The sequence below is a fragment of the Streptomyces sp. CNH189 genome, from assembly GCF_000527195.1.
In genome coordinates this window covers 225,653-249,488 of the sequence record NZ_AZUS01000010.1, presented here as the reverse complement: position 1 = coordinate 249,488, position 23,836 = coordinate 225,653, and the positions used below count along the sequence as shown (strand labels likewise).

The following is a 23,836-nucleotide window of genomic DNA, read 5'->3' as shown; positions in this document are numbered from 1 at the left end:
CGCCAGTCCGGCACGTCGATCCACGGCGAACACGCCCCCAGAGGCGGCAACCGGCAGCTGAAACGAGCGATGTTCCTCTCCGCGTTCGCGGCCCTCCACGATCCCACCTCTCGTGCCTACTACGACCGCTGCAGAGCCCGCGGCAAAACCCACACCCAGGCACTCCTCCGCCTCGCCCGCCACCGCATCAGCGTCCTGTTCGCCATGCTCCGCGACGGAACCTTCTACCAGCCGAGAAGCCCCCGACCTGCTTGACGAAAGACATAGAGGCACCCCCCCCGCCTCCTCACCGGGGCGTAGTTCCCGGTACGTCAGCCGCGCGGGACGGAGCACCCCATGTGGGCGAACCACGCCACATGTCCGGCGTGTCCCGGGTTCGGCCGGTCAGACTGGGCCGGGGGTCTTCCAGGGGGATGGCGATGCGTGTGAGCGGGTGGGGGACGCGGGCCGTGTGCGCCGTGGCGGGCGCGGTGCTGCTCGCCGGGTGCCGGGAGGCGCCCGAAGGGGACGGGGACCGCACGGCGGCCGTGGCGTCGCCCGTGCGGCCGACCGGGTACGGGGCCGTGTTCCTCGACGTCGGCGAGTGCAGCTCCTTCGGGCGCACCACCTTCACCGAGGTGTCCTGCGCGGGCGAGCGCGCGGCGGCCCGGGTGGTCGCCCGGCACGACGGGGCCGTGCGCGACGGGCCGCTCTGCCCGCCGGCCACCGACTTCGTGCTGCACATCAGCGAGCAGTGGCCGGCCGCCGACGAGGACGGCGACGGGATGGTGCCGCGCGGCCACGCCTGCATGCGGAACCTCCAGCCGCCGCACCCGGGCGACCCGGGCGGCGGGGGCGGGCCGCGCACCGTCGTCGGCGACTGCGTGTACGCCCTCGCCGACGCCAAGGTCCGTGAGACCGCCTGCGACGGAAGCGGCCCCCGCGAACCGGAGTTCAAGGTGACGAAGGCCGTGGACGCCCGGACCGACTGCCCGGCGTCCACGGCCCTCTACGTCCGGCTGCGCGGGACCGCACCGGTCGGCTGCGCCGTCCCGGTGTGATCCCGCGCGGGCGTCACGGACGCAGCGCGTGCCGCTCGACGTCCCGCTTGTCGAGCTTCGCGTCGAACTTCGCCAGCGGCTTGGCCGCCGTCGGGTTCGCCTGGACCGCGCTCGGGGCGACGCCCGCCCAGTCCAGGATGCGGGCCGTGGCCAGCGCCTTCTGCTTGTCGACCAGACCGGCCACGTTCGCCCCGTGGTTCATGCCGGGCGCGGTGAAGACGTACGAGTCACGCGCGCCCTTGCCGAGGCGGAACGGCTCGGCGCCCCACGGGTCGTTCTCGCCGTACACGAACAGCATCTGCCGGGCGTGGTGGCGGACCCAGGTGTCGACGTCCCGCATGACGTGCGGCTGGAACTTCATGCCGATGGAGCGGGGCACGAAGTTGCGCGGCGGCTGGTAGCCGTAGCGGACGTACTTCTTCTCGATGTGCGGGAAGTGGATGGTCGGCGCGCCCATCTGGGTGCCGGCCTGGTAGTAGTACGGCGTGTACGGCTCCAGGCCCTGGTCCGTGTAGAACGAGAAGCCGGAGATCGTGTCGACGGAGGTCCAGATCTCCTCGTCGGTGGCGTTCTTGGCGTCCGCCGGGATGTCCTGGCAGTCGGCGACGGTGCTGTACTGCCAGAAGCCCCACACGTAGTCCAGGACGACCGCCTCGTAGGCGCGGTCCAGGCTGCCGATGGTGTCGAAGGTGTAGCCGTTCTCGGCGGCGTAGGCCGCGTACTTCTTCTCCAGCGGGGCGCGGCGCACCAGTGCCTCGCGCTGCACGCCGTTCAGCCGGTCGCGGCACTCCTTGGTGCCGACGGTGCGGAAGAAGCGGTCGTAGGCCGAGTCCTCCTTGTTCACCACGTCGTTGGGGGCGACGTAGGCGACGACGCCGTCCATGTCCTTGGGGTAGAAGCGCTCGTAGTAGGTGGCGGTCATGCCGCCCTTGGACCCGCCGGTGGAGAGCCAGTTCTTGCTGTAGACCTTCTTCAGGGCCGTGAAGATGCGGTGCTGGTCGCTGGCGGCCTGCCAGATGTCCAGCTTCGACCAGTCGGCCGGCTCGGGCCGGGACGGGGTGAAGAAGCGGTACTCCATGGAGACCTGGTTGCCGTCCACGATCTGGGTCGGCTCGGCGCGGCGGGGCGTCGTGGAGACGCTGTAGCCGCCGGTGTAGAAGACGGTGGGCCGCGCGGTGTCCTTGTGCAGCACCGTGATCCGCTGCTGGAACGTCCCCTTGGCCGGCCGGCGGTGGTCCACCGGCTGGGTGTAGTTGAGGACGAAGAAGCGGTACCCGGTGTAGGGCTTCTCCTCGATCAGGCTCATGCCCGGGATCGAGAGCAGCCTTTCCTTGATGTCAGTGGTGCCGGTGGCCTTCGGCTCGGCGGCGGTGGCCGCCCCGGCCGTACTCAGTGTGCCTATGAGCACCGTGAGCGCCAGCAGCCATCTGAGCGCCTTGCGCATGCGCACTCCCCTGTGAGACAGATGTGCGCCGGAAGCTACTCGACCAACTGCTCACCGCACCAGGGGACAGAGGGAAAACCCTGTACAACTCCCGTTCCGGGGAGGGGTCAGCACAGGATCCAGCCGGAGCTGACCGAGTCCGCCCCGACGCGGCCCTTGACCCAGACGCAGCGGCGTCCGGCGTGCACGGTCACCGGCCCCGCGTGATAGGCGAAACGACCCTCGTCGACCACCGGGCGTCCGCCGCGCGCCTGCACGCTCACCGACATCTGCCGCTTCACGCCGCCCTTCTTGGCGACGGTGACGGCGCAGACGTGGTCGCCGCGCTTGTAGACGTGCACCGACCCGGTGGAGAACGGCAGGGTCCGCGCCTTGCGCCCCGGGCACAGCGCGGACGCCTCCGCCGCCTGGGCCGGCGTGACGGCGAGCAGCCCCGAGGTGGTCAGCACCGCAAGGACCAGCGCGAGCCGCCGGTGTATCGCTCCACTGCGCACAGTCGTCCTCCCGTACCGCACCCGCCGCGACCGACGGCGTACGCGTGTACGGACGCGGGGCGTACGTCGCATGGTTGCGCGAGCCGGTGCGCGGGGGTGGTGACCGGCCGGATCAGGCCGGTGCCGGTACGTCCTCGCCGACGAACGCCCGCCACAGCGCGGCGTACCGGCCGCCCTTGCGCAGCAGCTCCTCGTGGGTGCCGTCCTCGGCGACCCGGCCGCGGTCCATGACGATCACCCGGTCGGCGCGGGCGGCGGTGGTGAGGCGGTGGGCGACGACCAGCGTGGTGCGGCGGCCGGCCAGGCGGTCGGTGGCCAGGTTGACCTGTGCCTCGGTGGCGAGGTCGAGGGCGGCGGTGGCCTCGTCGAGCAACAGCACGTCCGGGTCGACGAGTTCGGCGCGGGCGAGCGCGATCAGCTGGCGCTGGCCGGCCGAGAGGTTGCGGCCGCGCTCGGCGACCTGGTGGAGGTAGCCGCCGTCCAGCGTGGCGATCATCTCGTGCGCGCCGACCGCGCGGGCCGCGGCCTCCACCTCGGCGTCGGTGGCGTCCGGGCGGCCGTAGGCGATGGCGTCGCGGACGGTGCCGGGGAAGAGGTACGCCTCCTGCGGGACGACGCCGAGCCGGTGCCGGTACGCGGTCAGGTCCAGGTCGCGCAGGTCCGTGCCGTCGACGGTGACCCGGCCGCCGGTGGGGTCGTAGAACCGGGCCACCAGCTTCACCAGGGTGGACTTCCCGGCGCCGGTCTCCCCGACGAACGCGACGGTCTGTCCGGCGGGGACGGTGAGGTCGATGCCGGTGAGCGCGTCCTCGCCGTCGCCGTACGCGAAGTGCACGTCCTCGAAGGCGATCTCGCCGCGCAGGGACGTCACCGGGAGCGGCTTCGCCGGGGCCTTGGTGGAGGTCGGCTCGCGCAGCAGCTCCTGGATCCGGCCGAGGGAGACGGACGCCTGCTGGTAGCCGTCGAAGACCTGGGAGAGCTGCTGCACGGGCGCGAAGAACAGGTCGATGTAGAGCAGGTACGCCACCAGCGAGCCGATGGCCAGTGTGCCGTCGTCGACCCTGCCGCCGCCCACCACCAGCACCGCCGCCGCGGCGACCGAGGACAGCAGCTGCACGAAGGGGAAGTACACCGAGATCAGCCACTGGCCGCGGATGCGGGCGCTGCGGTAGTCGGCGCTGCGCTCGGCGAACCGCCGCGCGCCGTCCCGCTCGCGGCGGAAGGCCTGCACGATCCGCAGCCCGGCCACCGACTCCTGGAGGTCGGCGTTGACCACCGACACCCTCTCCCGCGCCAGCTCGTACGCCTTCACGCTGGCCCGCCGGAAGAAGTACGTGCCGAGGATCAGCGGGGGCAGGGTGGCGAAGACGACCAGGGCCAGGCCGACGTCCAGCACCAGCAGGGCGACCATGATGCCGAAGAAGGTGACCACCGAGACGAACGCGGTGACCAGGCCGGTCTGCAGGAACGTGGACAGCGCGTCGATGTCCGTGGTCATCCGGGTCATGATCCGGCCGGTCAGCTCGCGCTCGTAGTAGTCGAGGCCGAGCCGCTGGAGCTGGGCGAAGATCTTCAGCCGCAGCGAGTACAGCACGCGCTCGCCGGTGCGGCCGGTCATGCGGATCTCGCCGGTCTGCGCGGCCCACTGGGCGAGCACGGCGAGCAGTCCCAGCAGGGCGGCCGCCCACACCGCGGTCTGGGCGGCGCGGGTGACGCCCTCGTCGATGCCGTGCCGGATGAGGATCGGCAGCAGCAGGCCCATGCCGGCGTCGACGGCGACCAGGCCGAGGCTGATCAGCAGGGGGGTGCGGAAGCCCCGCAGCAGGCGGCGCAGGCCGTAGGAGTCCTCGGCGCGGACGGCGCGGGCCTCGTCGACGTCGGGGACGTCGTCGGCCGGGGGCAGGGCCGCGACCTGGGCGAGGAGTTCCTCGGTGGCCGGGGCGCCGGCCAGGGCGGCGTCCTCCGGCTCGCGGTCGCCGGTCCACAGCCGCGGGGTGACGCCCCGCTCGGCGTCGAACTCGGCGTCCAGCTCCTCGCGGACGGAGGTGTCCTGCTCGACCGGCCCGGCGGGCGGGGTGTGGCCCGGGGAGACGGCGCCCAGCTCGTCGGGGTCGGTGAGCAGCCGGCGGTACAGCGGGGAGCGGCGCTGGAGCTCGTCGTGGGTGCCGATGTCGGCGAGCCGGCCGCCGTCCAGGACGGCGATGCGGTGGGCGAGGTTCAAGGTGGAGCGGCGGTGGGCGATCAGCAGCGTCGTACGGCCCCGCATGACGCTCTTGAGCACCTCGTGGATCTCGTGCTCGACGCGGGCGTCCACGGCGGACGTGGCGTCGTCCAGGACCAGCAGGCGCGGGTCGGTGAGGATGGCGCGGGCCAGGGCGACGCGCTGGCGCTGGCCGCCGGAGAGGGTCAGGCCGTGCTCGCCCACGGTGGTGTCGTAGCCGTCGGGCAGCTCGTCGATGAACCGGTCGGCCTGGGCGGCGCGGGCGGCGGCGGCGATCTGCTCGTCGGTGGCGTCGGGGCGGCCGTAGGCGATGTTGGCGCGCACGGTGTCGGAGAACAGGAAGGAGTCCTCCGGGACCAGGCCGATGGCGGCGCGCAGCGACTCGGCGGTCAGCTCGCGCACGTCGTGCCCGCCGACCAGGACGGCGCCGCGGGTGACGTCGTAGAAGCGCGGCAGCAGCAGGGAGACGGTGGACTTGCCGGAGCCGGAGGAGCCGACCACGGCGAGGGTCTCGCCGGGGCGGATCTCGAAGGACAGGCCGTCCAGGACCGGCCGCTCGGGGTCGTAGCCGAAGGCGACGTCGTCGAACTCGACGGTCGCGGGGGCGTCGGCGGGCAGTTCCTTGGTGCCGTCGGTCAGTGACGGCTCGGTGTCGATCAGTTCGAGGACGCGCTCGGTGCCGGCGCGGGCCTGCTGGGCGACGGTGAGGACGACGGCGAGCATCCGCACCGGGCCGACGAGCTGGGCGAGGTAGGTGGAGAAGGCGACGAAGGTGCCCAGCGTGATGTGCCCGTGCACCGCGAGCCAGCCGCCGAGGGCGAGCATCGCCACCTGGCCCAGAGCGGGCACGGACTGGAGGGCGGGGGTGAAGCGGGAGTTCAGCTTGATGGTGCGCAGGCGTCCCGCGTACAGGCGGCGGCCGACCTCGCGCAGCTTGCCGGTCTCCTGCTCCTCCTGCCCGAAGCCCTTGACCACGCGGACGCCGCTGACCGCGCCGTCGACCACCCCGGCGACGGCGCCCGCCTGCGCCTGGGCGTACCAGGTGGAGGGGTGCAGCCGGGTGCGGCTGCGCTTGGCGATCCACCACAGGGCGGGGGCGACGGCGAGCGCGATCGCGGTGAGCGGCAGGGACAGCGACGCCATGATCACCAGGGAGATCACGAACAGCAGCAGGTTGCCGATGGTCATCGGCAGCATGAAGAGCAGGCCCTGGATGAGCTGGAGGTCGCTGGTGGCGCGGCCGACGACCTGCCCGGTGGACAGCTCGTCCTGGCGTCTGCCGTCGAGCCGGGCGATCGAGCCGTACATCTCGGTGCGTAGGTCGTGCTGGACGTCGAGGGCGAGCCGTCCGCCGTAGTAGCGGCGGATGTACGTCATGACGTAGACGGCGAGGGCGGCGCCGACCAGCAGGCCGGCCCAGGTGCCCATGTCCCGGGTCTTGTCGCCGATGACGTCGTCGATGATCACCTTGGTGACCAGCGGGACCAGGGCCATGACGGCCATGCCGGCGAGGGAGGAGCCGAGGGCCAGGACGACGTTCCTGGGGTGCCGCCACGCGTAGGCGGCCAGTCGTCGTGCCCATCCCCGTTGCGCTGTCACGCGGTGCCCTTCGATCGTCCTGATCTTCCGCAAGGCTCCAACGCCGACCGAAGCGGATTTCATCCCTCCGCAACAAATCCGGCGACGCACCGCGGCCCCACAAGGTCGGACTCTCGTCACGCAATCGGCACGCTCCCTCCACGCGCTTGACTGCATGTGCATGCCAGTCTCTCGGGTATCTCCCTTGTGCAACCCGCGTAGATCGGACACCCCACATGCCTGCTGTACGCATACGCCGCCGGAAGGCGGTGGCGCTGGCGAGCGCCGCCGTCCTCGCCGGACTCGCCGTCCCCGCCCTCACCCCCGCCACGGCCGGCGCCTCGGTCTCCGCCCCGGAGGCCCCCGCCGCCCAGTCCCGCGCCGCCGTGGTGGCCGACTACTACGAGGACGCCGAGGGCAAGACCGGCGACGACCTCAGGGCCGCCCTCAACACGATCATCAGCGACCAGACGAAGCTGTCGTACTCGGCCGTCTGGGACGCCCTCAAGGACACCGACGAGGACCCGGCGAACAGCGGGAACGTGATCCTGCTGTACTCGGGCGTCTCCCGCAGCAAGAGCGCGAACGGCGGGAACACCGGCGACTGGAACCGCGAGCACGTCTGGGCCAAGTCCCACGGCGACTTCGGCACCTCCACCGGCCCCGGCACCGACATCCACCACCTGCGCCCGTCCGACGTCCAGGTCAACGGCGTCCGCGGCAACAAGGACTTCGACAACGGCGGCAGCGCCGTCGCGAACGGCGGCGGCAGCCTCACCGACTCCGACTCCTTCGAGCCGCGCGACGCGGTCAAGGGCGACGTGGCCCGCATGATCTTCTACATGGCGGTCCGCTACGAGGGCACCGACGGCTGGCCCGACCTGGAGCCCAACGGCAGCGTGAACAACGGCAGCGCGCCGTACATCGGCAAGCTCGACGTGCTGAAGGCCTGGAACGAGCAGGACCCGCCGGACGCCTTCGAGCAGCGCCGCAACGACGTCATCCACGAGTCGTACCAGCACAACCGCAACCCGTTCATCGACCACCCGGAGTGGGCCGAGTCGATCTGGTGACGGCGGGACCGGCACCGGTCACCGCGCCTGCGGGGTGACCGGTGCCGGAAACGGGGCAGACTGCCTCATGACCGACGCGACACCGAGTCCCCACACCCTGTCCGGACGCCTGCTCGCCGCCCTCTGGACGCTGCGGCTCCTCGCCACGGCGGAGGGATCTCCGCCCAAGCGCGAGGAGTTCCTCGCGAAGAAGGTCCCGGAGACCCTGGTGGAGAGGGAACTGTCCGCACTGGGCTCCCACCTCCTGCGGGCGAGGCGCCGGGGAGGCGAGCGATGGAAGGCCGTGGTGACCGTCCACCGCGAACTGCCGGACCTCCTGCCGACGGGCGGCGTGCCCGGCGGCACCATGTCGCGTGGAGAGCAGAAGGCCTTCTCGGCGGGGTACGCCGAGCGTCTCGCCCATTACCGGAAGGAGTTCGGCAAGCTGCTTCCCTGAGACGGCCCCCGCCTCCCGTCACGCCGGGTACGGCACCGTCTCCCGCGCCGTGTGGAGGGCGTCCGCCCACCAGGACAGCCGGTCCAGGAGCTTCTTCGCGTAGCCGGCGGACTCCGCGTCGAGGGGGCGGCCGTCCTCCCAGGCCACCCGGTTCAGCGGGAAGGCGAGACCGTCGCGGATGGTCACCGCGTGCAGTTCGCCCATCACGTTCTCCAGGTGCAGGACGGCGTGCCGGCCGCCCGCCCCGCCGCCGTAGCTGACGAACGCCACGGGCTTGGCCGCCCACTGGGTGTAGTGCCAGTCGATCGCGGCCTTCAGCGAGGCCGGGTAGCTGTGGTTGTACTCGGGCGTGACCATGATGAAGGCGTCCGCGCCCTCCAGCGCCGCCGTGAGCGGGGCCATCGCGGCGGGGCGCGGGTAGGAGGCGCCGGCCACCGACGGGTAGGCGTCCGGCAGGGACAGGGGGATGTCGAAATCGGCCAGGTCGACGACGTCGACGTCGAATCCGCCGTGCTCGCGGGCCTGCTCGGCGACCCAGGAGCCGACCACGGGACCGAACCGTCCCTCACGGACGCTGCCGACGAGGACCACGAGCTTGTGCGTGTTGGTGTTCATGCCGTCCACCCTGGAACCGGCCCGGGGCGGCAGCCAGACCGCGCTCAGGCTGGCCCCCGCAGGGCCATACTGAGCCCTGCGCACGGGCGCGCCGGCCGTCCTATCCTCGCGGACATGGGGACACCACTGGGCGACTTCCTGCGGCTCAAGCGTGACAGCATCCAGCCGGAGCAGCTGGGGCTTCCGGAGCACGGCCGCCGCCGCTCCCCCGGGCTGCGCCGCTCGGACGTCGCCGTGCGGGCCGGGGTGAGCGTCGAGTACCTGACCCGGATCGAGCAGGGCCGCGACCGCAATCCTTCCGTCGCCGTGCTGCATGCCCTGGGTGACGCGCTCGCGCTGAGCACGGCGGAGCGGGAGCACGTGCGCTACCTCGCGAAGATCACCGGTGACGAGTGCACCGGCCGCCTCGGCCCCGAGCCGGTGCGCCGCGAGGTCCGCCCGTCCGTGCGGGAGACCCTGCGGCTGCTCGAACCGGGCATCGCGGTGGTCACCAACCGGCTGGGCGACCTCCTCGCCTGGACCACGGCCTACGAGGCGGTCGCGTCCGGCACCGGGCTGCTGGACGAGGACGAGCCCAACCTCACGCGGTACGTCTTCACCGACCCGCGCGCCCGGTCGCTCTTCGCCGACTGGGACGACGTCGCCGACGAGCAGGTCTTCGACCTGTGGCTCGGTCCGAAGGCGGAGAACGCGGACTGGCTGGCCGCCGAGCTGGCGCCCGCCGCCGGGCCGGAGTTCACCCGGAGGATGAACCGCCACAGGGTCCCGGAGCGTGGCGTCCTGCGCCTGCGCCACCCCGCCGCGGGCGAGCTGCGCCTGCGCCGCGAGTTCCTCGAACTCCCGGCCGACGCCCAGCTGTTGCTGGTCCTCCTCCCCGACGACGGGACGACGTCCCAGGCGATCACCCGCCTCCGCGCCCGCACGGACCACGGCCACCTGCGCGCGATCTCGTAAGCGCCCGCGCCTCGGCGCGACGGGGAGCCGGGGGCAACCGCCTCAGGCGGCCGGCCGGTCGCCGCCGCCGGGTCCGCGGCTCAGGTCGACGACGCAGAAGACGTTGTCGTCCGGGTCGGCGAGCACGACGAAGTCGGGGTCGGGCGGATAGCGGTCCCAGTCGACGGACCGCGCGCCGAGACCGACCAGCCGTCGGACCTCGGCCCGCTGTTCCTCGGCCGAGTCGGTGAAGAGGTCCAGGTGGAGACGCGGGTACGGCTCGGCGGGCGACGCGCTGCGCAGCAGGCCGAGAGCCTGGCCGGAGCCGTCGGCGTGCTCGAGCGTCCGCCACGTCTCGCTCGACCACTCCTCGGCGACCACCAGGTTCAGGGCACGCGTCCAGAACGCCACCGCGCGGGGGATGTCCGTGACACCGACGACAGGGATTCCGATCCTCAGCATCCGGGCAGCCTACGGCCCACCCGCCGCCCACCCCCTGGCCGCGGGGCCCGCGCCTCAGTCCAGGTGGGTGGGGGCGAACATGCGCAGGACCGCCGGGAGGACGACCACCGAGGGGCCCGGGGTGGACAGGGACTTCGCGAGGTCCTGTTCCAGGGTCTCGGGGGTGGTCCGTACGCCCGGGACGCCGAAGGACTCGGCGAGGGCCACGTAGTCCGGGCGGGTCAGCTCGGTCGCCGTGGGCTCGCCGAAGGCGTCCGTCATGTACTCGCGCAGGATGCCGTAGCCGCCGTCGTCGACGATCAGCCAGGTGACGTCGAGGTCGTACTGGCGGGCCGTGGCCAGCTCGGCGATCGAGTACAGCGCGCCGCCGTCGCCGGAGACGGCCAGCACCGGGCGCGTGGGGTCGGCGGCCGCCGCGCCGAGGGCCGCCGGGAAGCCGTAGCCGAGACCACCGGCGCCCTGGGCGGAGTGCAGATGGTTGGGGCCCATGGCGTCGAACGCGGACCACGCCCAGTAGGCGAGGATCGTCATGTCCCAGAAGGACGGCGAGCCGGTGGGCAGGGCGCGCCGCACGGCCGTCAGCACCTGCTGCTCCAGCGCGAGGTCCTGGGCGTCGATGCGCTCCCGCACCCGGTCCAGCAGCTCGCGCACCCGCGCCGGGGCGGTCTCGTCCTCACGGGGCTCCACCGTCTCCAGGAGCGCCTGGAGGGCGAGGCGGGCGTCCGCGTGGATGCCGATGCCGGGGTGGTTGGACTCCAGCTTGCCGAGGTCGGCCTCGACCTGGATCACCCGGCCGCGCGGCTCGAACGTGTGGTAGTTCGAGGAGAGTTCACCCAGTCCGGAGCCGACGACGAGCAGGACGTCCGCGTCCTCCAGGAAGTCGGTGGTGTGGCGGTCCTCCAGCCACGACTGGAGCGACAGCGGGTGGGTCCATGGGAAGGCGCCCTTGCCGCCCGGGGTGGTCACCACCGGCGCCTGGATCCGCTCGGCGAGCTGCCGCAGCTTCTTGGAGGCGTCGGAGCGGATCACTCCGCCGCCCGCGACGATCGTGGGGCGTTCGGCGCGGGACAGCAGGTGCGCGGCGAGCGCGGTGAGTTCGGGACGCGGGGGCAGCTCGTCCGGGGTGGCGTCCATCGCTGTCACCACCGGCAGCATCGTCTCGGCGAGCAGCACGTCCTGCGGGATCTCCACCCACACCGGCCCGTGCGGGACGGTGAGCGCCGACTTCCAGGCCGCCGCGATCGCGGAGGGGATCTGGGAGGCCGCACGGACCGTGTGCACGGACTTCACCACGCCCCGGAACGAGGCGGACTGGTCCGGGAGTTCGTGCAGGTAGCCGTGGCGTCCGCCGCCGAGCCCGGCGGTCGGCACCTGGCTGCTGATCGCCAGCACCGGGGCGGACGCGGCCGCCGCCTCCTGGAGCGCGGCCAGCGAGGTCAGCGCGCCGGGTCCTGTGGACAGCAGCAGCGGGGCCGCCTCGCCGGTGATCCGCCCGTACGCGTCCGCCGCGAAGCCGGCGTTGTTCTCCACGCGCAGACCGATGTAGCGCAGGTCGGAGCGGCGCAGGGCGTCGAACATGCCGAGCGCGTGCTGGCCGGGCAGGCCGAAGACGGTGGTCGCGCCGAGCCCGGCCAGGGTCTCCACGACCAGGTCCCCGCCCCTGCGGCCCGGGGGCGGGTCGAGCGCGGCCTCCGTCTGGGCCGGGGTGGGGCGGAGCTCCAGGTCGTGGTCGTGTGTCACTTGGCGCGGGCCTCCGCGATCTGGCGGGACATGATCGTGGTCAGTTCGTACGCCGTGTGGGACGCGGCGACCGAGGTGATCTCGGCGTGGTCGTAGGCGGGCGCCACCTCGACGACGTCGGCGGAGACCAGGTTGCAGGAGGCGAGGCCGCGCAGGATCTCCAGCAGCTCGCGGGAGGTCATGCCGCCCGCCTCGGGCGTGCCGGTGCCGGGCGCGTGGGCGGGGTCGAGGCAGTCGATGTCGATGGAGATGTACAGCGGGCGGTCGCCGATGCGCTGCCGGAGCTGGTCGGCGACCTCGTCGGCGCCGCGGCGGTAGACGTCCGCGGAGGTGACGATGCCGAAGCCCATCTTCTCGTCGTCGGTGAGGTCCTGCTTGCCGTAGAGCGGGCCGCGGGTGCCGACGTGGGAGAGGGCGGAGGTGTCGAGGATGCCCTCCTCGACGGCCCGGCGGAACGGCGTGCCGTGCGTGTACTCGGCGCCGAAGTAGGTGTCCCAGGTGTCGAGATGCGCGTCGAAGTGGAGCAGCGCGACCGGGCCGTGCTTCTTGGCGACGCTCCGCAGCAGCGGCAGCGCGATGGTGTGGTCGCCGCCGAGGGTCATCAGGCGGGCGCCGGTGCCGAGGAGGTCGTCGGCGGCGGCCTCCACCGTCTCGACGGCCTCGTTGATGTTGAACGGGTTCACCGCGATGTCGCCGCCGTCGGCGACCTGGGCGAGGGCGAAGGGCGAGGCGTCCTGCGCGGGGTTGTAGGGGCGCAGCAGCCGGGACGCCTCCCGGATGGCGTTGCCGCCGAAGCGGGCGCCCGGCCGGTAGGAGACGCCGGAGTCGAACGGCACGCCCACGACGGCGACGTCGGCGCGGCCGACCTCGTCGAGGCGGGGCAGCCGGGCGAAGGTCGCCGGGCCCGCGTAGCGCGGCACCCGGGAGGAGTCGACGGGACCGCGGGGCGTTCCGTTGCTGCTCATGGAGGACTGCTCTCTTTCCTACGCTTCGTCGCGTATGTGCTGACTGCCCACGATGCTACTGGGCGGCCGGGACCTGTTCGGACACGGATTCGGACGTGCTGTCCGGCGCGGGGGCGCGTCCGGCGAGGCGTTCGCGCCAGGCGGCGAGCACGGCCGCGTCGGTGGGCCGGGTGGCGAGGGAGACGACGACGTACGCCGCGAGGGAGGCGAGCAGGCCGTAGTAGACGGGCTCGTTGGCGAGGATGCCGTACGTGGCCATCAGGCCGATGACGGCGAGGCCGCCGACCGCGACGGAGGCGAGGGCGCCCTGCGCGGTGCCGCGCTTCCACAGCAGTCCGCCGAGGATGGGCACGAGCAGCCCGCCGACCAGCAGGTTGTACGCGACGGTCAGCGCCTGGACGACGTCGTTGAGGGCGATGGCGGTGGCGATCACGGCGAGGCCCATCAGCAGGATGAAGGCGCGGTTGCCCCGGACCTCGTCGTGTTCCTCGCCCGCCGGGCGCACGATGCCGCGCAGCCGCGCCCAGATGTCGTTGTTGGCGACGGTGGCGCAGGCGATCAGCGCGCCGGAGGACGTCGACATCACGGCGGCGAGCGCGGCGGCCAGGACGAGGCCGCGCACGCCGACCGGCAGCTCGTCCTTGACGATGGTGGCGAAGGCGTCGTCGGGGCTCGCGAGCTTCGGGTAGAGCACCTTGGCGGCCGTGCCGATCACGGCGCCGGCGACGGCGTAGGCGAGGCAGTAGGTGCCGGCGACGGTGCCGCCCCAGCGGGCGGTGCGGTCGCCGCGGGCGGTGAACACCCGCTGCCAGATGTCCTGCCCGATGAGCATGCCGAAGGTGTAGATCAGCACGTAGGTGAAGATCGTCTCGCCGCCGATGCCCAGCGGGTCGAAGTACTCGGTGGGCAGCCGCGCCTTCATCTCGGCGAACCCGCCCGCCTTGACCACGGCGATGGGCAGCAGCAGGAGCAGCACGCCGATCGTCTTCACGACGAACTGCACCATGTCGGTGAGCGTGATCGACCACATGCCGCCGAGCGTCGAGTACGCGACGACGATCGAGCCGCCGAGGACGATGGCGAGGGTGCGGTTCATGTCGAAGAGGACGTCGAAGATCGTGGCGTAGGCGATGGTCGAGGTCACCGCGAGCATCAGGGTGTACGCCCACATCACGACGCCGGAGATGACGCCCGCCCGGCCGCCGTAGCGCAGGTCGAGCATCTCGGAGACGGTGTAGACCTTCAGCCGGGCGATGCGGGCGGAGAAGAAGACGCTCAGCGCGAGCAGGCCGAGGCCGATGGTGAACACCATCCAGGCGCCGGACAGGCCGTACTGGTAGCCGAGGCCCACGCCGCCGATGGTGGAGGCGCCGCCGAGGACGATGGCGGCCATGGTGCCCGAGTACATCGCGGGGCCCAGCCGCCGGCCGGCCACCAGGAACTCGCTCTTGGACTTGGCGCGGCGCATGCCCCACCAGCCCATGGCCAGCATGCCGGCCAGATAGACGACGATGACCAGGTAGTCCACGGCCATGCGGGGGCCTCCTTCGCGCACTGTCGGTGGCGTGTCGTGCAGACGGATCGCGCTCACCGGCGGCCACGCGGGGACATCCGCCCGTACCCGCGGGTGTGCCGGTGACCCGACCTTAGGTGGCCGAAAAGCGGCTGCGAAGTGTACGTTTCATCCAGATCGACAGCCTGGGATGGAGGAAACGTCCACCATGCCGGACCCCACTGTTCCGCCCACCCCACCCGTCCCCCTGGACGCGCTGCTGGCCCGCGCGGATCTGGGCCTGCGCCGGATCGCGGGGCCCGAGGGGCCGGACATCGCCGTGCACTGGGCGCACACCTCCGAGATGGCGGACCCGTACCCGTACCTGCTGGGCGGCGAGCTGCTGCTGTCGGCCGGGGTGCACATCCCGGAGGGAGCGGGCCCGGGGTACTTCGACGCGTACGTCTCGCGGATCGTCGCGGCGGGCGGGACGGCGCTCGGCTTCGGGGTGGCGCCCGTGCACGACACGGTGCCCGGGGCGCTGGTGGAGGCGTGCGAGATGCACGGGCTGCCGCTCGTCGAGGTGCCGCCCAGGACCACGTTCTCGGCGGTGGCGCGGGCGGTGTGGCAGCTGATGGCGCAGGCCCGCACCGCCGAGCTGCGGCGGGTCACCGAGGCGCAGCAGAGCCTGGCCACCGCCGCCGCCCGCCCGGACCCCGTGCCCTCCGTCCTGCACCAGCTCGCCCGCCGCCTGGCCGGCCGCGCGGTGCTGTACGGCCCCGAGGGCACGGAGATCGCGGGCGCGGGGGCGGATCAGGGCGAGGAGGCGCGGACGGCGCTGGCGAAGCTCGCCGAGGTGGTGCGCCCGCCGTCGCCCGGACACCCTCGCCCGTCCTCGCCCGGACACCCGCGCGCGCCGTCGCCCGGACACCGGCTCGGATCCGGCCCGGACGCCCCGGCCGGCGGCTCGGGCGACCTCCACGCCGACCCCGCGGCCCGGCCCTCCTCCGCCAGCGACACGGTCGCCGGGGTGCGGCTGGTCGCCCACGCGCTGGGCAACGGCGAGGGGTTCGTGCTGGGGGTCGCCGCCCCGCAGCGGGACGGGGGCGACCACACCATCGCGTCGGTGGCCGCGGTGCTGCTCTCCCTGCTCACCGGGGAACGGCACAGCGGCACCGGCGCCGGCCGGTCCTCCGCGCTGGTGCGGCTGCTGCTGGGGGCGGCGCCCGGGGAGGTGGCGCCGCTGCTCGGCGGGGACCGGTGGCGGGTGGTGCACGGCAGACCGGACGGGCGGGCCGCACCCGACCCGGTGGCCGCCTCCGCGCTGGGCGCCGCCCTGGGGTCGGCGCTGGTGGACGTGGCGGGCGAGGTCGTCCGGGTGCTGGTGCCCGTCGGACGGGCGGTGGAGCCGCTGCTGGGCTGGACCCTCGGCGTCAGCGCGGCGGCGGCCCCGCCCGACTGGCCGGCCGCCGACACCCAGGCCGCCCGCGCCCTGGCCCGGGCCCGCGCCACCCGCGCCCCGCTGCTGCGGCACGGCGACCGTCCGGCCCTGACCGACCTGGTCCCGGAGTCCGAAGCGGACGCCCACGCCCGCGCGCTGCTCGCGCCGATAGCGCAGTCCCCGGCCCTGGTCGACACGCTCCGCACCTGGCTCTCCCTGCACGGGAGCTGGGACCGCACGGCGGTCGCCCTCGACGTCCACCGCAACACGGTCCGCCAGCGGATCGCCCGCTGCGCGGCCCTGCTGGAGGCGGACCTGGACGACCCGGACGTCCGGATGGAGCTGTGGTTCGCGCTGCGGACGCCGTAGCACCGGCGCCGGGCCCGGCTCGGAGCCGTGCGTTCCGCTGTCCGGGCCTGGCCCTGCGACCAGCACTGCTTCCGCCCGCTGTCGCTCGGCGTGCCCGCGCTCGGCCCGGACGACGTGCGTCTTCTGGACCGCGAGACCGGGAGGGGGGAGAGACCTCGTCGCCGACTGCCACCGCGCGCGGGGCTGCTGGTGGCCGTCATCTCGCTCGGCGGCCGCGCGGTCGTCGCCGGGCCGCCGGCTGTCGCGCCGGGCTGCTCGAGCAGCCCGCACTCACCGGATGAAGGAGCGCACCCCATGACTGTACGCGGCTACTCCCACCCCGAGACGGCGACGGGACGCTCCTCGCTGATCCCGTCGCCGCGAGGCGCGGCACAGCCCTACGGCCGTCGTCGCTGTATCTCCGCGTCCATGTCCGCCCCCTCCGCGACCACGTGCACCATGAGGTCGGTCAGGTGCCCGGCCAGCTCCGCGTTGAGCCCGCCCCGGCCGACGCCACCGCGGTACTGCAACCCCGACACGGCCACGACCGCCTGCCTGCCGCGGATCCGCACGTCGGACACGACGACCGGGCGCATCGCGTTCGTCAGATAGGCGCGCCGGTCCGCCGCGAAGGCGATGATCTCCAGCCTCTCCCAGGTCCGGTCGGACCGGCCCCACCGGTGCCGGTTCAGCACGCGGTGCGCGGCCTGCAGGTGGTAGTGGTTGTCGCGCTTGCCGAGACACACGCCGACCGTGTTGAGGTTCGGCACCGTCGGCGCCACCACCACTTTGGCGCGGCTGCCCGGCTTGCGTGCGACCGCCACCACCTCCACCGTGCCCTCGACGATCTCCGGCACTTGTGAGGCGATCGCGCGTGCCGCCAGTTCGGGAGCGTCGATCGACAGCTCGTACGTCCCGCCCTTGGCCGCCATGACCAGGGCGGTCACGACGTCGCCCGGCTGCAACTCCAGCGGCGCGACGTCCGCCGGCAGGTTCGCGGTGTCGGGCCGCCAGATGATCGCGTCCCGCGGATGGCCGACGCCCGCGTCGTAGATCACGCAGTCGAACCGGTCGGGCCTGCCCGCCGACACGTACGCGGTGGCCAGCGTGCCCGGATGGGGCGGTGCGACCAGCTCCGGCCGCCGATGCGCGGGATCCGGGCGGATGGCCGCGCGGCCGGGTTCGAGGATCAGGGACGCGGCCTCGTCCGGCGTCACGTCCAGAGTGGCCGCGACCAGCCCGGCGGAGGTCACCGGGGCGGCGTCGCACGTACGGCAGCGAGCCTGGTTCTTCTCCACCCGGACGGACGGCTTCTGCGGATGGCCGGGCCGACGGGCGGCACGGGGACACGTCCACTCGCCCGACTCCTCGTCCTGCGAGCCACCCAGCCGCTTCAGCACCGACGTGACCGGCTCGGCGTCCGCCTCGGACAGCTTCCGGTACTGCCGCCGATCCCGGCGCGGCGGCACGACGTCGTAGGTCTGGGGCGGGCCGTCCTTGCGGTGCGGGATCACCTGCAGCCGGAGACGCTCCAGATCGACTCCCTGGTCGTCGCCCTTCTTGCTGAGCGGCTCCGGCTCCCGTCCGGTCGAGAGGAAGGGGAGCCGCCGCTGCCGTCCGCGCCGGATCCCCGCCACCCGGGCGAACGTGACGAACGCCGCCTTCGTACGGGCGGGCGGCGGCACCATCCGCAGCCGGTACGCATACCGGATCATCGACACCGTCTCCGGGACGAGATCCTCGGCCGTCTCCACCACCCCGTGCGGCATGTGCCCCGGGTCGTCGCCGCCCACCTGCGCCCACTGCGGCACTTCGGCTGGTTTCCCCGCGTCGGACAGCTTCCGGCTCCCCTCGTACACGCGCTCGAAGTCCACCGGCACCCGGTTGACCGTGACGTCCACCCACCGGTTCACGAACTCCGACAGCACGACGTAGTAGATGAGCGCGTCCGGCAGGGGCCCCGCCTCGAACCGCATGGAGGAACGCCTGTCCCCCACCGACAGCCCCTGGGCACCCCACGCCTCCAGGAACGCGGCGATGTGATCGGCGGGACCATCCGGCAGCTCGATCGTGACGGGTGCGGCGGACGCGACCGGTTCGGTGATGACCACTCGGCTCATTCGCGCGCTCAGGGCGTCCTCCGTGCCGGTTATCAAATCCACGGACTATCGGCATAATGCCACGGACCTCGGGAATCTTTGGAGGAACGGTGCTCGAACTGTCGTCCGTCGTGAGGGAATTACGCCGCGAGCTCGACCGCGCGAGCCGCGCGGCCGAGGGCGAGCAGATCCAGTTCGGCCTGGGCCCCATCGAACTGGAGGTCACCGTCATGGTCACCGAGGAGGCATCGGTCACTGGCAGGGTCAAGTTCTGGGTGGTGGAGGCCGGCGCCGACGGCAAGGCCATCGAGGCCAGGACCCACCGGGTCACGCTCACCCTGCAACCCACGCGCGGTGGCAGCCCCGTCGAGATCGGCGGCATGGCACGGGAGGACGAAGACTGAGACCCGAGCGAGCCGGGCAGGTCCTCGTCGACCGGACCGACGGCAAGCGGATGCGCGGGGCCGGATACCGGGTGACCACGGACGTCGTGCTCACGGCCGGGCACGTTGTCGACGGGCACCGCACCATCCACGTGCGCTTCCCCCAGGACCCGGAGCGCAAGGTGCCCGCCCGGCTGCTCTGGGAGACCGGCCGGATCGCGGCCCTCCGCGTCGACGTGGACGACGAGGTCGAGCCGGCCCCGTACGGGCTGGTGGAGCGGCGCAGCGGCCGAACGCCCTGCGAGGCGGTCGGGTTCCCGCTGTTCAAGCTCAGGAACTCCCGGCGGGACAGCTTCCACCTGATCGGCGGCATCAGTCCCCTGTCGAACCTCTACACCGGGACCCTGGACGTCACCGTCGACGACCCGCCGCCCGAGCTGTGGCAGGAACCGGAGCCCACTCCCTGGGAGGGCATGTCGGGCGCCGCCGTGTTCGTGCGCGACCGGCTCGTCGGCATCGTCGACCTGTCCTACCCGCTCGAAGGACCACGCCACCTCACCGCAGTGCCCGCCGACTGGGACCTGTCCCCCGAGCAGCGCAGGCAGATCGGCTACGGCCGGCCTGTGACGGTCAACCCGCCCCCCAGCCGCGACCTCGGCGGCTACGCGGCCCGGGTCCGCAGCATGGCCCCGGCCGGCGGGCTCCGTGAGCGCGACCGCGAACTCGCCGAACTGCGCGCCTTCTGCGAGAGCGACGAACCGTACCTGCTGTGGCACGGCGACCCGTGGTCGGGCAAGACCGCGCTGATGTCCGCCTTCGTGCTCGACCCGCCGCCCGGCGTCCGGGTCGCCGCGTACTTCGCCGCACATCACCTGGGCCGCCAGGACCCCTTCGACCAGGTAGTGGGCGAGCAACTCGCCGCCCTCGCCGACGAGCCCTTCACCCCGGGCGGGCTCTACCGCCACCTGGAGAACGCCGCCGAGCGCTGCCGCAACGACGGGGAACGCCTCGTCCTCGTCGTGGACGGGCTCGACGAGGACCCCGGCGTCGCCCGCTCGCTGCCCCTCAACCCGCCCGCCGACGTCGGCGTGCTCGTCTCCAGCCGCCCACGTCCCGGCCCGCACCCGTACCTCCACGCCGACCACCCGCTGGGCCGCTGCCGCGTCAGGACACTCACCCGCACCCCGTACGCCGCCCGCCTGGAGATCCAGGCCAGGAACGAGCTGAACCTGTGGCTGCGCGACCACCACAACGCCGAGCTGCTCGGCCTCCTCGCCGCGGCCGACGGCGACCTCACCGCCCGCGACCTCGCGGAGCTGACGGGCCTGCCGGCGTTCGAGGTGGCGTCGTTGCTCGACAGCCGCCTCTTCACGCGAATCAACGGCGAGGCGTCCGGCGGTGCCGGGGTTGTCGGCGGTGGCGGGGGTATCGGCGGCAACAGCACCTTCGACAGTTACGGGTACGCGCACGAGACCCTGCTCAGGACGGCCGAGGCCGAACTCGCCCCCCTCGATCTTTACCGCGACCGCATCCACGCCTGGGCCTCGTCGTACCGTTCGCGGGGATGGCCGGAGGACACGCCCCGCTACCTGCTCACCTCGTACGGGGCGCTGCTGACCGGCGACCTGCTGGTGGAGCATGCCCTCGACCCGGCCCGCCGTGAGCGGATGACCCGCCTCCCCGGCGGGCACGCGGCCGTGCTCCGCGAGATCGCCGCCGCCCAGCAGGTCGCCCGCGACCGTGCCGACCTGCCCGCCCTCGCCCGGCTGGCCGTCGCCCGCGACCTGGTCGGCAACACCGCCCCGACTGTGCCCGACGACTTGCTCACCCTGTGGGTTCGGCTCGGCCATGCGACCCGCGCCGAGTCCCTGGCCCGCTCCCACCCCGATCCGGACGCCCGCGCCGCCGCCCTGGCGGCCGTGGCCAAGGCACTGGCGGACGCGGGAGAGCTGGACCGGGGGGAGACACTCGCTCGTACCATCGCGCGGGCCGACCGGCGATCCTGGGCGCTGGCCGGTGTGGTGCACGCCATGGCCACCCGTGGGTTGATCGGTGCGGCGGAGGGGCTTGCCGGGACCGTCGAACAGCCTGAGCGGCAGGCGTGGGCCTTGGCGGCCATCGCCAGAGTGGTCGGCGCGACACGACAGCCCGACGCGGACCTCACCCAAGGGGATCCGATCAGCTCTGCCGACCGTTCCGGAGGAGTGGACGGCGCTGACCCCGCTCGTGCTGCGCGGTTGCTGAACCGGGCCGAGGAACTCGTTCGGGCGGTGACCGACCCGCGTCGACAGGCGTGGACCCTGGCGGCCCTGGTCCAGGCCGCGGTTCTGTGCGGCGATTCGGCACGGGCGGAGCGCCTGGCCGACCGGATCCCGCTCGCCGACTGTCGCGTACGAGCGCTGAGCACCATCGCCGGAACCACCGGCGACCCGGCCCTGGCACGCGCCCTCCTGGCCAAGGCGGAGGCGATGGCCGAGCTGATCACGGGCGACCGGATCCCGGCGCTCACCGTGCTGGCCGAGGCCATCGCCCGCGCCGGCGACCTCCCACGCGCCCGCGCCCTGGCCACGAACCTGCCCAGCCCGTACGAGCGAAGCCAGGCGCTCACCGCCCTGGCCGCCGCCCTCGCCCGCGGCGGCGACCCGGTGACCGCCATTGACCTCGTCTCGTCCGCACCCCTCCTGGCCTTCCGCGCCCGCGCCCTGTCGATCATCGCGGAAACCATCGCCGCCACCAGTGACGTGCCCTGGGCGGTCGAGCTCACCGAAGAGGCCGAGGCCCTCCTGGCCGACCTCTGCGCACCGATCCGCCCGGCGCCCGGCACTCGAGGAGACTCGGTGGACAGCCCCTCCGGCCGGGCTGCTCAGGACACGGCGTGGCGCGATGAGGCGGCGCGGGCGAAGGTCACGGCAGGCACGGCGCGGCAGCCCGAGGCGGCGGAGGGCAAAGCCACCCGAAGCGGGGGCCGTCGGGGCCAGGCGGAACGAGCCATGGTCGCCGTGGCGCGAGCGTACGCGGTGTGCGGCGATCCGCGGGCGGAGGATGCCGCACGCGCGATCGATGGCCGGTTGCGGCACGTACAGGCCCTGGTCACGATCGCAGGGGCAGCGCTGGACCGAGGCGACACCGCGCGGGCCCGCGCGCTGGCCGAGGAGGCGGAGGCACGGGCCCGTACCGCCGAGCCGGCAGCAACGACCCGAACCCTGGTGGCACTCGCCGAGGCAGTCGAGGACCCGGCGCACGCCGAGACGCTGGCCCGCGCGATCCCCCAGGCGGACGTCCGGTCCAGGGTGCTGACCGACCTGGTCCGGCGGATCGCCGCGCAGGACCCGGACAAGGCCATGTCCCTGGCCCGCTCCGCTCTCTCCGGCGAGGCGAGGGAACGAGCGCTGACGGCCGTCGCCGAAGCCCTCGCCGCCCAGGGCGACGCCGACCGTGCCGAGCACCTGGCCCTCTCGCTGAGCGAGACCACCCGGCTCCAGGCCCTCACCGCCGTCGCCACCCAACTGAAGGACCGGGCCACATCCCTGTCCCCGAAGGATCGATCCGCGGGTCCGACGGTCCCGTCCCCGTCCCCCGCCAGGAAGCAGTGGTCACGTACGCGTGCGCCCACAAGCGCCGGTGCGAACGCGTTCCCCTCGGGTTTGGACACGTCTGCCGGTGCGGGCGCACCTGAGGGCACGGACACGCCTCTGATCCAGCGCTCGTCCACACGTGTGGACCGTGCTCGTGCATTGAAGCGGGCGATGGCCGTGGCGGACAGGATTCCGCATGCCGACAGACGCGCCCAGGTCTGGGTGAGGCTGATCGAGGCCGTTGCTGCTCACGAGTCGTTGAAGCGGGCCAGGGGGCTGCTGCGCAACGTCAAGTCCAAGGACCAGCAGGCGCAGGCGTTGCTCGCCGTGGCCAGGGCGGCCGCCGACCAGGGCAGATTCGACCTCGCGGGTCAACTGGCCCACGACGCGGGAGAGTTGACCATCCGCGTACCGGCGGGTGCCCGGCAGACCCGGCTGCTCATGTCCTTGGCACGGGTGTACCTTCAGCTCGATCGACCGGGCCGGGCCAGGCGGCTGATCGATCGCATACCGCCCGGGCAGGACCGGGCAGCGGCACTGGCCGACCTCGCCGTGGCGAACGCGCGGCGCGGCGAGACGTCGTGGGCCTTGCGCCTGGTCGCCGGCATCGAGGCGACGGACCAGAAGGCGCGGGCGTACGTGACGCTGGTGCGGGCGTTGGCGGAGAGCGGCGAACTGGACGAGGCGTTGTCGGTCGCCCGCCGGCACATCCCGACGGCCGACCACCTGGCCCGCGCCCTCGCCATCCTGGTCAAGGCAGCCTCCGAAGGTGATCAGGAGAAGCCCGCCGCTCCGGCCGAGCCTGCCCCTGGCAGTCGTGGGTCCTCCGCTGTCCGGGGTGAGGCTCCCGCCGACGGTGACCGAATGCCGTCCGCCTCACCGGCGAAGCTTGCTTCCGGCAGCCGCGGGTCCCTCACCGCTTCGGCCGGGTGCGCTTCCGTTCCGGCCGCCTCCGGCCCCGGCAGCCGTGGGGTCACGGCCGCCCCGGCGAAGCCCGGCCCTGGCGACCGTGGGGGTCCCGGTGCCACGGCGAAGTCCGCTCCCCGCGGTCGCGCTGCCTCCACCGCCCGGGCCAAGTCCGGGCGCGGTCGTCACCGAGTTGCGACGGATGCCGTCGCGCTGGCCGAGCAGCGGCTTGGTCGCGTGACGAACCCGGACGAGCAGCTTCCCGCCTTCGCCGAGCTGGCGGTGGCCATCGCCGGCAGTCGCGGCCGGGAAGCCGCGGCGGCGTTGGCGGACCGGATCGCCTGCCGGGTCGAGGCGGTCGAGCAGCCGGATCGTACGGCGCAGATCCTGGTCACTCTGGCCGGGGCGGTGGATCAGGAGCGTGCCCGTGGGCTGATGGCCAGGGTCCTGGCTGGTCCTGCCTGGGCGACTGGGCTAAGGATGTTGCGTGAGACCGATCCTCATGCGTTCGGCCTTGTCGTCGAGGAGATGGGTGGGGCGCAGGCGCGTCGTACGGCATGAACGGTCAGCAGCACGGCGGCCGGGAGGAAC

16 protein-coding genes and 1 pseudogene are annotated in these 23,836 nt (G+C 73.2%); 8 read left to right on the top strand and 9 right to left on the bottom strand.

Features of this window, described 5'->3' with window-relative positions; genetic code table 11:
- Positions 1–255 (top strand): annotated as a pseudogene (locus tag B100_RS0116385) (IS110 family transposase); the annotation flags it as partial.
- 158 nt (positions 256–413) lie between these two features.
- On the top strand, positions 414–1,040 hold the full coding sequence (locus tag B100_RS0116380) for a hypothetical protein (protein ID WP_024885520.1): 627 nt from the start codon (positions 414–416) through the stop codon (positions 1,038–1,040).
- A 13-nt stretch (positions 1,041–1,053) separates the two neighbouring features.
- Here B100_RS0116380 and B100_RS0116375 read toward each other — a convergent pair whose 3' ends face one another.
- The 3 genes from B100_RS0116375 to B100_RS0116365 form a co-directional block, all read right to left on the bottom strand.
- Positions 1,054–2,484 (bottom strand): S28 family serine protease, encoded by a 1,431-nt coding sequence (locus tag B100_RS0116375; RefSeq protein ID WP_024885519.1) that lies wholly within the window; start codon positions 2,482–2,484, stop codon positions 1,054–1,056.
- 107 nt (positions 2,485–2,591) lie between these two features.
- Complete coding sequence (locus B100_RS0116370; RefSeq protein WP_024885518.1) at positions 2,592–2,978, bottom strand: hypothetical protein; 387 nt, start codon at positions 2,976–2,978, stop codon at positions 2,592–2,594.
- A gap of 112 nt (positions 2,979–3,090) precedes the next feature.
- The gene (locus B100_RS0116365; RefSeq protein WP_024885517.1) at positions 3,091–6,798 is read right to left on the bottom strand and encodes an ABC transporter ATP-binding protein; all 3,708 of its coding nucleotides are present in this window, start codon (positions 6,796–6,798) and stop codon (positions 3,091–3,093) included.
- A gap of 215 nt (positions 6,799–7,013) precedes the next feature.
- Between B100_RS0116365 and B100_RS0116360 the strand changes: the two genes are divergently transcribed.
- Both B100_RS0116360 and B100_RS0116355 read left to right on the top strand, forming a co-directional pair.
- Positions 7,014–7,850, top strand: coding sequence for an endonuclease (locus B100_RS0116360; RefSeq protein WP_024885516.1), 837 nt, complete (start codon positions 7,014–7,016; stop codon positions 7,848–7,850).
- Between the two features lie 67 nt (positions 7,851–7,917).
- A complete protein-coding gene (locus B100_RS0116355; RefSeq protein WP_024885515.1) occupies positions 7,918–8,286 on the top strand; it encodes a hypothetical protein in 369 nt (122 codons plus the stop codon).
- A gap of 18 nt (positions 8,287–8,304) precedes the next feature.
- On the opposite strand, the gene B100_RS0116350 is transcribed toward B100_RS0116355, so the two are convergent.
- Positions 8,305–8,901 (bottom strand): NAD(P)H-dependent oxidoreductase, encoded by a 597-nt coding sequence (locus B100_RS0116350; protein WP_024885514.1) that lies wholly within the window; start codon positions 8,899–8,901, stop codon positions 8,305–8,307.
- A gap of 114 nt (positions 8,902–9,015) precedes the next feature.
- Here B100_RS0116350 and B100_RS0116345 point away from each other — a divergent pair, with 114 nt between their 5' ends.
- Positions 9,016–9,855, top strand: a complete 840-nt coding sequence (locus B100_RS0116345) for an MmyB family transcriptional regulator (protein ID WP_024885513.1) — start codon at positions 9,016–9,018, stop codon at positions 9,853–9,855.
- Positions 9,856–9,897: 42 nt separating this feature from the next.
- Here B100_RS0116345 and B100_RS0116340 read toward each other — a convergent pair whose 3' ends face one another.
- Genes B100_RS0116340 through B100_RS0116325 form a run of 4 tightly spaced genes read right to left on the bottom strand, consistent with a single transcriptional unit; the run spans position 9,898 to position 14,535 of the window.
- Positions 9,898–10,296, bottom strand: coding sequence for a VOC family protein (locus B100_RS0116340; RefSeq protein ID WP_024885512.1), 399 nt, complete (start codon positions 10,294–10,296; stop codon positions 9,898–9,900).
- Positions 10,297–10,350: 54 nt separating this feature from the next.
- Entirely contained in the window at positions 10,351–12,036 is a 1,686-nt protein-coding gene (locus tag B100_RS0116335; RefSeq protein ID WP_024885511.1) for a thiamine pyrophosphate-binding protein, read from the bottom strand.
- The gene (speB, locus tag B100_RS0116330) at positions 12,033–13,001 is read right to left on the bottom strand and encodes an agmatinase (protein ID WP_024885510.1); all 969 of its coding nucleotides are present in this window, start codon (positions 12,999–13,001) and stop codon (positions 12,033–12,035) included. The genes B100_RS0116335 and speB overlap by 4 nt, the downstream gene beginning before the upstream one ends.
- 55 nt (positions 13,002–13,056) lie before the next feature.
- Complete coding sequence (locus tag B100_RS0116325) at positions 13,057–14,535, bottom strand: sodium:solute symporter family protein (protein ID WP_024885509.1); 1,479 nt, start codon at positions 14,533–14,535, stop codon at positions 13,057–13,059.
- 187 nt (positions 14,536–14,722) lie between these two features.
- Between B100_RS0116325 and B100_RS0116320 the strand changes: the two genes are divergently transcribed.
- Positions 14,723–16,303 carry a PucR family transcriptional regulator gene (locus B100_RS0116320; RefSeq protein ID WP_024885508.1) on the top strand — a complete coding sequence of 527 codons (1,581 nt, stop codon included), beginning with the start codon at positions 14,723–14,725 and terminating at the stop codon, positions 16,301–16,303.
- A 377-nt stretch (positions 16,304–16,680) separates the two neighbouring features.
- Here B100_RS0116320 and B100_RS0116315 read toward each other — a convergent pair whose 3' ends face one another.
- Complete coding sequence (locus tag B100_RS0116315) at positions 16,681–18,402, bottom strand: hypothetical protein (protein WP_158686722.1); 1,722 nt, start codon at positions 18,400–18,402, stop codon at positions 16,681–16,683.
- A 56-nt stretch (positions 18,403–18,458) separates the two neighbouring features.
- Between B100_RS0116315 and B100_RS0116310 the strand changes: the two genes are divergently transcribed.
- Positions 18,459–18,785 carry a trypco2 family protein gene (locus tag B100_RS0116310; RefSeq protein ID WP_486585650.1) on the top strand — a complete coding sequence of 109 codons (327 nt, stop codon included), beginning with the start codon at positions 18,459–18,461 and terminating at the stop codon, positions 18,783–18,785.
- Between the two features lie 71 nt (positions 18,786–18,856).
- The gene (locus B100_RS0116305) at positions 18,857–23,806 is read left to right on the top strand and encodes a S1 family peptidase (protein WP_158686720.1); all 4,950 of its coding nucleotides are present in this window, start codon (positions 18,857–18,859) and stop codon (positions 23,804–23,806) included.
- The last annotated feature ends 30 nt before the right edge of the window (positions 23,807–23,836 follow it).